The sequence below is a fragment of the Devosia sp. genome, from assembly GCF_017307565.1.
Lineage (GTDB): Bacteria > Pseudomonadota > Alphaproteobacteria > Rhizobiales > Devosiaceae > Devosia.
In genome coordinates this window covers 1-7,020 of the sequence record NZ_JAFKHD010000486.1, presented here as the reverse complement: position 1 = coordinate 7,020, position 7,020 = coordinate 1, and the positions used below count along the sequence as shown (strand labels likewise).

The following is a 7,020-nucleotide window of genomic DNA, read 5'->3' as shown; positions in this document are numbered from 1 at the left end:
GCGCGGCCATAGGAGAAGGTCATCGGCCAGGGCTTGAACGGAATGCGGTTCATGGCCGAGAGGTGGGCCGTTGCTTCTTCGTCGGTCTGGCCGCCGGAGAGGAAGGCAATGCCGGGAACGGCGGCGGGAACGTGGGCCTTCAGGACGTCGACGGTGCGACGGGCGACTTCTTCGATCGAGGGGCGTTCACGCGAATTGACGCCGGGTAGCACCATATTGGGCTTGAGCAGCATACCCGAGAGTTCGACGCCAGCGAGGCGCAGTTCCTTGAAGACGTTTTCGAGCACTTCGCCGGTGACCTGGGCGCAGCGTTCGAGCGAGTGATTGCCCGGCTCGCCATCGCCCACCACTTCCGGCTCGACCACCGGCACGATGCCGGATTCCTGGCAGAGAATGGCGTAGCGGGCCAGCGCGTGGGCATTGGCGCGGATATTGTTGCGGGTGGGGGCGATGTCATTGATGGTGATGACGGCGCGCCACTTGGCAAAGCCGGCGCCAAGTTCGGCATAGCGCGTCAGACGCTGGCGCAGCCCATCAAGGCCCTCGGTGATCTTTTCGCCGCTATCGCCGGGCATGGGGAAGGCGCCGCGGTCGACCTTGATGCCAGGAATGACGTCGGTATCGGCAAGAATGGCGCGGAACGGGGTGCCGTCGGCAGCCGATTGTTCCAGCGTTTCCTCGGTGAGGATGACCCCGGAAATGTAGTTGCGCATGGCATCGGTCGAGCGGAACAGCATCTCGCGATAGTCGCGACGCAGGTCGAGCGAATTGGGCAGATTGATCTTGGCGAAGCGTTTGGCGATCGTGCCTTCGGATTCGTCAGCGGCCAGAATGCCCTGGCCTGGCGTCATCAGCTTCTGGGCGATGGCATTGAGCGACTTGGTCATTTGGTCTGGCGCCTTGCTGTAAAAACGGGATTGGCAAAGCTTAGACTTTCGGGTGCTTGCGTCGATTAGACCTTGGGTTATCAGACGAAAGGATAGTCTTGTATGGTAGATTCTTTTGGAACTTGGCAGCGCCGGTCTTTCATCGTAAAACGACGATCAAGCTGAGTCCTTCAGTTCAATTTCCCCAAGCGATGGATAAAAAGATGAGCACGCAACCACACGTGACCTTCCACGATGGCCGTTCCATTCCCCAGATTGGCCTCGGGGTGTGGCAGACGCCCAATGACGTCGCCGTCACCGCCGTCGAAGCCGCACTCAAGGCCGGCTATCGCCACATCGACACTGCCGCCGTCTATCAGAACGAAGAGGGCGTGGGGCAGGGGATCGTCAAGTCGGGCGTTGCCCGCAACGATATCTTCCTCACCACCAAGGTCTGGAACGACGACCAGGGCTTTGACCAGACGCTGCGCGCCATGGATGCCAGCCTGAAGCGTTTGGGGACCGACTATGTGGACCTCTATCTCATCCACTGGCCCTCGGCCTATCGTGGCAAATATTTGGAAACCTGGAAGGCGCTGATCCGCCTCAAGGAAGAAGGCAAGGCCCGTTCGATCGGTGTCTCGAATTTTGAGGGGACCTATATCGACGAGCTGATCGATGCGACCGGTGTTTCGCCCGTCATCAACCAGGTCCAGCTCCATCCCCGCTTTCAGCAGCGCAAGCTGCGGGCGGCCTATGAGCCGAAAAAGATCATCACGGAAAGCTGGAGCCCGCTGGGGCAGGGCAAGTTGCTGGCCGATCCGGTGATCGCAGGTATCGCTCAGCGTCACGGCAAGAGCGCGGCGCAGGTGATCATCCGCTGGCATATCGAAGAGGGTTTGGTGGTCATTCCGAAATCGGTGACCCCGAGCCGCATCGTCGAGAATTTCGATGTGTTTGATTTTGCGCTGAGCGATGCGGACAAGGCAGCGATCAATGGGCTTGATGCCGCCGATGGCCGTATCGGGTCGGATCCGGTGACGGCGCAGTTTTGATTCCTGTGCCTCTGTCGCTGCGTCATTCCCGCTTTCGCGGGGATGACGCGGTGCATGGCGATAGAAAGGGCGTCGCTTACCCCTGAAGCGGCGCCGTTTCGTCCAGGACGCCGGCGATGGAGTTGATCACCCGGCTTGCCTCGTCGAGTTTGCCGGCAAAGGCGCGCTCGGTAGCTTCGAGTTCGCCGGCAATCTCGTGGCCGGCCTGGGTCAGGGTGTCCACTTCGGCTTCGAGCGCGGCGATCCTGCGTTCGGCTTCGGCCAGTTCGTCGAGGACGGCAATGCCGGCCATCACGGTCAGGCGGTTGTCGCCGATTTCGCCGACGGCGCCCTTGAGGCCTTCGACCTGGGTGTTGAAGCGTTCTGCCAGGGCGATGAGGTGCCCCTGCTGGCCCTCTTCACAGGCCATGCGATATTTGCGTCCGTTGATTTCGACATTGACCTCGGGCATCGCCTACTCCGTCTTTGCAAGGACAGAACGCACGGTTTCCATGGCCTCAACAAGGCGGCGGGAAACATCGTGGGCACTATCGTCGAGCCGCTTGGCCCGCGCCGAGGTCTTGTCGAGCTCGGTAGCAAGGCGCGCACGCTCCTGCACGAGGCGCTGGGTATCCACCTCGATACGCTTGAGGCGCTGCATGCGGCCGGTCAGATCGGCCAGGCTCTGGTCGAGTCGGCCCATGGCAGCGTCGAAGCGCGCGGCCGCTGCGGCAAGTCCGTCTTCATCCTGTCCGTCACTCATCGGGCGCAAATACCCCAAACACAACGTCGTTTCATAACCCAGGAGCCTGCCCCAAGCCCGGCCCCTTTGCAACCGCTGGGTCCAGAACCATGCGTGTAAATCAGCCGTAAGACTGGACGGCTCGGGCTTTGGGCGACATTGACAGCAGGGACGAACCTGTTATGCCTCAAACCGCCTTTGGGGAGGAGGTCGAACGGCCTCTCATCCCCCTGAAACCCTGCCTTCCTCAGCACAGAGAGCGGCCCGCCCGATGACGAACACAGCCCAGCAGAACGAATTGGCCAATGCGATCCGGTCCCTTTCCATGGACGCCGTCGAAAAAGCCAATTCCGGTCACCCCGGCCTGCCCATGGGTTGCGCCGATATCGCCACCGTTCTTTTCACCAAGGTGATGAAGTTCGACCCCGCGAACAGCCACTGGGCCGATCGCGACCGCTTCATTCTCTCGGCCGGCCATGGCTCGATGCTGCTCTACTCGTCCCTGTATCTGCTCGGCTACAAGGACATGACTATCGAGCAGGTGAAGAATTTCCGCCAGCTCGGTTCCAAGACCGCTGGCCACCCGGAATTCGGTCATGCCGAAGGCATTGAAACCACCACCGGTCCGCTCGGCCAGGGCCTTGCCAATTCGGTCGGCTTTGCCGTTGCCGAAGCCAAGCTCGCCGCCGAATTCGGTTCCGATATCGTTGATCACCACACCTGGGTTCTCGCCGGCGACGGCTGCCTCATGGAAGGCATTTCCCAGGAAGCGATTTCGCTTGCCGGCCACCTCAAGCTTAACAAGCTCGTGGTGATCTGGGACAACAACAACATCACCATCGACGGCAAGGTTTCCAATGCCGACTCGACCGACCAGATCGCCCGCTTCAAGGCAGTGGGCTGGAACACGATCGAGATCGACGGCCACGATCAGGCCGCCATCGAAAAGGCGCTCAACGACGCCAAGAAGTCGACCGACAAGCCGACCCTGATCGCTGCCAAGACCACGATCGGTTTCGGCGCGCCGAAGAAGGCCGGTACGGAAAAGGTTCACGGCTCGCCGCTCGGCGCCGAGGAACTTGCCGGTGCCAAGGCGGCTCTCGGCATCGACTACCCGGCCTTTGAAATCCCGGCACACATTCTTGAAGCCTGGCGCGCCGCCGGCACCCGCAGCCAGAACCTGCGCGGCGAGTGGGAAGCGCGTCTTGCCAAGTCCGACAAGAAGGCCGAATTCGAGCGTCGCATGGCTGGCAGGCTGCCGGCCGACTTCGACGCCGCCATGGCCGCCTACAAGGAAAAGCTCGTCGCCGAAAAGCCCAAGGTTGCGAGCCGCAAGGCTTCGCAGATGGCGCTTGAAGTCATCAACAAGATCGTGCCGGAAACTCTGGCCGGTTCGGCTGACCTCACCCATTCGAACCTGACCAATACGCCCGAGACGCTGCCCTTCCAGGCTGACAACCGTCTTGGCCGCTACATGATGTACGGTATTCGTGAGCACGAAATGGGCGCGGCCATGAATGGCGTGGCGCTGCATGGTGGTCTCATTCCCTATGGCGGTACCTTCATGGTCTTCACCGACTATGCCCGCCCGGCGATCCGTCTCTCGGCCCTGATGGAACAGCGCGTCATCTATGTCATGACCCACGACTCCATCGGTCTTGGCGAAGACGGCCCGACCCACCAGCCGGTGGAACACCTGACCGCGCTGCGCGCCATTCCGAACCTGCTGGTTTTCCGTCCGGCCGACGCGGTTGAAACCGCCGAGTGCTGGGAACTGGCGATGAAGAGCGAGAAGGCCCCGTCGATCCTGGCACTGTCGCGTCAGAACCTGCCAGCCGTGCGCACCGAAAACTCGACCGAGAACAAGTCGGCCAAGGGCGCCTATACGCTGATTGGTCCCGCCGACGCCGATGCCGTGATCTTTGCGACCGGTTCGGAAGTAGCGATTGCCGTCGAGGCCCAGAAGGCGCTGACCGAGCAGGGCATCAAGGCCCGCGTCGTTTCGGTGCCGTCCATGGAACTCTTTGCCAAGCAGTCCGACGCCTACAAGGCCGAAGTGCTGGGCAAGGCCAAGGCCCGCGTGGCCGTCGAAGCTGGCATCGAGATGAGCTGGAGCAAGCTGCTGGGCGACAAGGGTCGCTTTGTCGGCATGCACTCGTTCGGCGCTTCCGGCCCGATCGAGGCGCTCTATGCCCACTTTGGCATTACGTCCAAGGCCGTTGTTGAAGCCGTCACCGCACAGTTGTAAGAGAGCGTCGCCTCCCTTTCTCCTTTCCTCCCTCTAGGAGCGCTAATCATGGCAGTTCGCGTCGCCATCAATGGTTTTGGCCGTATCGGCCGCAATATCCTGCGTGCTATCGTCGAGTCCGGTCGTACCGATATCGAAGTGGTTGCCGTCAACGATCTCGGCCCGGTTGAGACCAATGCCCACCTGCTGCGCTATGACAGCGTGCACGGTCGGTTCCCGCACCAGGTGATCGTCGAAGGCGACACGATCAAGACCGCCGGCCAGACCATCAAGGTCACCGCCGTCAAGAACCCGGCCGAGTTGCCGCATGCCGCCATGGGCGTCGATATCGTGCTCGAATGCACCGGTATCTTCACGTCCAAGGAAAAGGCCTCGGCTCACCTGCAGGCCGGCGCCAAGAAGGTCATCGTTTCGGCTCCGGCGGAAGGTGCAGACAAGACTATCGTCTTCGGCATCAACCACGCCTCGCTGACCAAGGATGACATCGTCATCTCCAACGGTTCGTGCACCACGAACTGCCTCGCCCCGATGGCCCTCGTCATGAACGAGCTCGTCGGTATCGAGAAGGGCATGATGACCACGGTCCATTCCTATACCGGTGACCAGCCGACCCTGGACACCATGCACAAGGATCTCTATCGCGGTCGCGCTGCTGCGCTTTCGCAGATCCCGACCTCGACCGGCGCCGCCAAGGCCATCGGTCTCGTGCTGCCCGAACTCAAGGGCAAGCTCGACGGTATCTCGATCCGCGTGCCGACCCCGAACGTGTCGCTCGTCGACCTCAAGTTCGTGGCCAAGCGCGCCACGACCGCCCAGGAAGTCAACGATGCGCTGGTGGCTGCCGCCGAAGGCAAGCTCAAGGGCGTCATGACCTTCACCCGCGATCCGCTGGTGTCGAGCGACCTGAACCACGATCCGCATTCGTGCACGATCCTGCTCGACCAGACCAAGGTGATCGACGGCAACTTCGTCAACATCATGGGCTGGTACGACAACGAATGGGGCTTCTCCAACCGCATGGCCGACACCACGGCCGCGCTGGCCAAGACCCTCTGATCGTTCAGCCGATGAATTTGAAAGGGCGTCCTTCGGGGCGCCCTTTTTCTTGCCGGCGTCCTTGCTGTCCAGGGCGACCATTTGGCCAATCGCCTTGTTGCCGCATTGCTGGCATAGCACGGGGCATTCCCGATGCCTCGTGAGCCGAGCCCATGCGTTTTTCTCCCATCCTGCTGCTTCTGGCCGCTGCCTTCACCTCGCCTGTTCTTGCCGCCGAAGACGCGGCGAGCGGGCTGGCGGTGAACCTGCCCGATACGCTGGTGGTCGAGGCCACGACGTCGCCGCCGCCCTACCATGTCACCTTTGGTGTAAAGACAGTCTCGGGCGATCCGGCCCCGCTTTCGGGCGAAACCTATCTCTGCCAGGTCAGCTTCCAGTCGGTGCCGGGAAATGCGGGACTGACGATGGAAAAGATAAATTCGCAGATCGGCTCGCCCGAATGGGTCGCCATGGCCAAGGACGGCATGTCGTCGATCTTCGATTTCCTGTCGGATTCGTCGTTCGAACTGGCCGGCTACAAGGGCCATGAATTCGTCGGCAAGCCCAAGCAGAAGGGCGCGGACAATGTCCGGCTGGTGCTTTCCATGGTCGAAACGGCCAAGGGACGAACGGCCGTTTCCTGCGTTACCGATGCCGACCGGCTCGATGCGGCAATGCCGACATTCCATACCATTCGCGATGGCGTGACACCGCCCGCCTGAGATCACGCGCTTGCTTTCCCCGTGCGCATTTGCTGCAAATGCAACGCGTGCCGGGAGAAGCAGCGTGAGCCTCAATCAGTCCTATCGTTGGCGTGGTCTTGATCTCAAGACGCTCGAACATTGCCATGTCATCGCCAATGGCCGCGATACCCGCATTCGTGGGGCCGTCATCGGCGAAGATTTCGGACTGTTTTACCGCATAAAACTCGACGAAAATGGGCATACCCGCACGCTCAGGATCGAGCGGGCGGATGGCAAGGCGCTGGAACTGTTCCCCGACCAGCCGCAGGTGATGAACTACCTCGGCTATTCCTGGGTCGACATGAACACCAATCTCAAGGAAGCCCTTGCGATGATCCAGAAGGCCGTCGAT

Annotated in this window: 8 protein-coding genes; 5 read left to right on the top strand and 3 right to left on the bottom strand. The window is 61.3% G+C overall.

The genetic code is table 11. The annotated features are described in order from the left end of the window. Nucleotides 1–887, bottom strand: an 887-nt coding sequence (locus J0I64_RS21255) for a class I fructose-bisphosphate aldolase (RefSeq protein ID WP_291412055.1), incomplete at its 3' end; no start/stop codon positions are given. Nucleotides 888–1,090: 203 nt separating this feature from the next. Here J0I64_RS21255 and J0I64_RS21250 point away from each other — a divergent pair. Further along, the gene (locus J0I64_RS21250) at nucleotides 1,091–1,921 is read left to right on the top strand and encodes an aldo/keto reductase (RefSeq protein WP_291412053.1); all 831 of its coding nucleotides are present in this window, start codon (nucleotides 1,091–1,093) and stop codon (nucleotides 1,919–1,921) included. A 76-nt stretch (nucleotides 1,922–1,997) separates the two neighbouring features. Here the strand turns inward: J0I64_RS21250 and zapA are convergent, their stop codons facing one another. Next, nucleotides 1,998–2,372 (bottom strand): cell division protein ZapA, encoded by a 375-nt coding sequence (gene zapA / locus J0I64_RS21245; RefSeq protein WP_291412050.1) that lies wholly within the window; start codon nucleotides 2,370–2,372, stop codon nucleotides 1,998–2,000. 3 nt (nucleotides 2,373–2,375) lie between these two features. After that, nucleotides 2,376–2,663, bottom strand: coding sequence for a DUF4164 family protein (locus J0I64_RS21240; RefSeq protein ID WP_291412048.1), 288 nt, complete (start codon nucleotides 2,661–2,663; stop codon nucleotides 2,376–2,378). A gap of 250 nt (nucleotides 2,664–2,913) precedes the next feature. Here J0I64_RS21240 and tkt point away from each other — a divergent pair, with 250 nt between their 5' ends. From tkt to J0I64_RS21220, 4 genes are all read left to right on the top strand, one after another. Beyond that, nucleotides 2,914–4,890 (top strand): transketolase, encoded by a 1,977-nt coding sequence (gene tkt, locus J0I64_RS21235; RefSeq protein WP_291412046.1) that lies wholly within the window; start codon nucleotides 2,914–2,916, stop codon nucleotides 4,888–4,890. A gap of 48 nt (nucleotides 4,891–4,938) precedes the next feature. Next, nucleotides 4,939–5,946 (top strand): type I glyceraldehyde-3-phosphate dehydrogenase, encoded by a 1,008-nt coding sequence (gap, locus tag J0I64_RS21230; RefSeq protein WP_291412044.1) that lies wholly within the window; start codon nucleotides 4,939–4,941, stop codon nucleotides 5,944–5,946. A gap of 152 nt (nucleotides 5,947–6,098) precedes the next feature. Then, nucleotides 6,099–6,647: a hypothetical protein gene (locus J0I64_RS21225; RefSeq protein WP_291412043.1), complete on the top strand. Its 549-nt coding sequence runs from the start codon at nucleotides 6,099–6,101 to the stop codon at nucleotides 6,645–6,647. 64 nt (nucleotides 6,648–6,711) lie between these two features. Beyond that, nucleotides 6,712–7,020: putative glycolipid-binding domain-containing protein (locus J0I64_RS21220; RefSeq protein ID WP_291412041.1), on the top strand; the 309-nt coding region annotated here is incomplete at its 3' end.

Coding starts and splice junctions, on each gene's coding strand:
- J0I64_RS21250 (WP_291412053.1), top strand. CDS start 1,091: ATGAGCACGCAACCACACGTGACCTTCCACGATGGCCGTTCCATTCCC.
- zapA (WP_291412050.1), bottom strand. CDS start 2,372: ATGCCCGAGGTCAATGTCGAAATCAACGGACGCAAATATCGCATGGCC.
- J0I64_RS21240 (WP_291412048.1), bottom strand. CDS start 2,663: ATGAGTGACGGACAGGATGAAGACGGACTTGCCGCAGCGGCCGCGCGC.
- tkt (WP_291412046.1), top strand. CDS start 2,914: ATGACGAACACAGCCCAGCAGAACGAATTGGCCAATGCGATCCGGTCC.
- gap (WP_291412044.1), top strand. CDS start 4,939: ATGGCAGTTCGCGTCGCCATCAATGGTTTTGGCCGTATCGGCCGCAAT.
- J0I64_RS21225 (WP_291412043.1), top strand. CDS start 6,099: ATGCGTTTTTCTCCCATCCTGCTGCTTCTGGCCGCTGCCTTCACCTCG.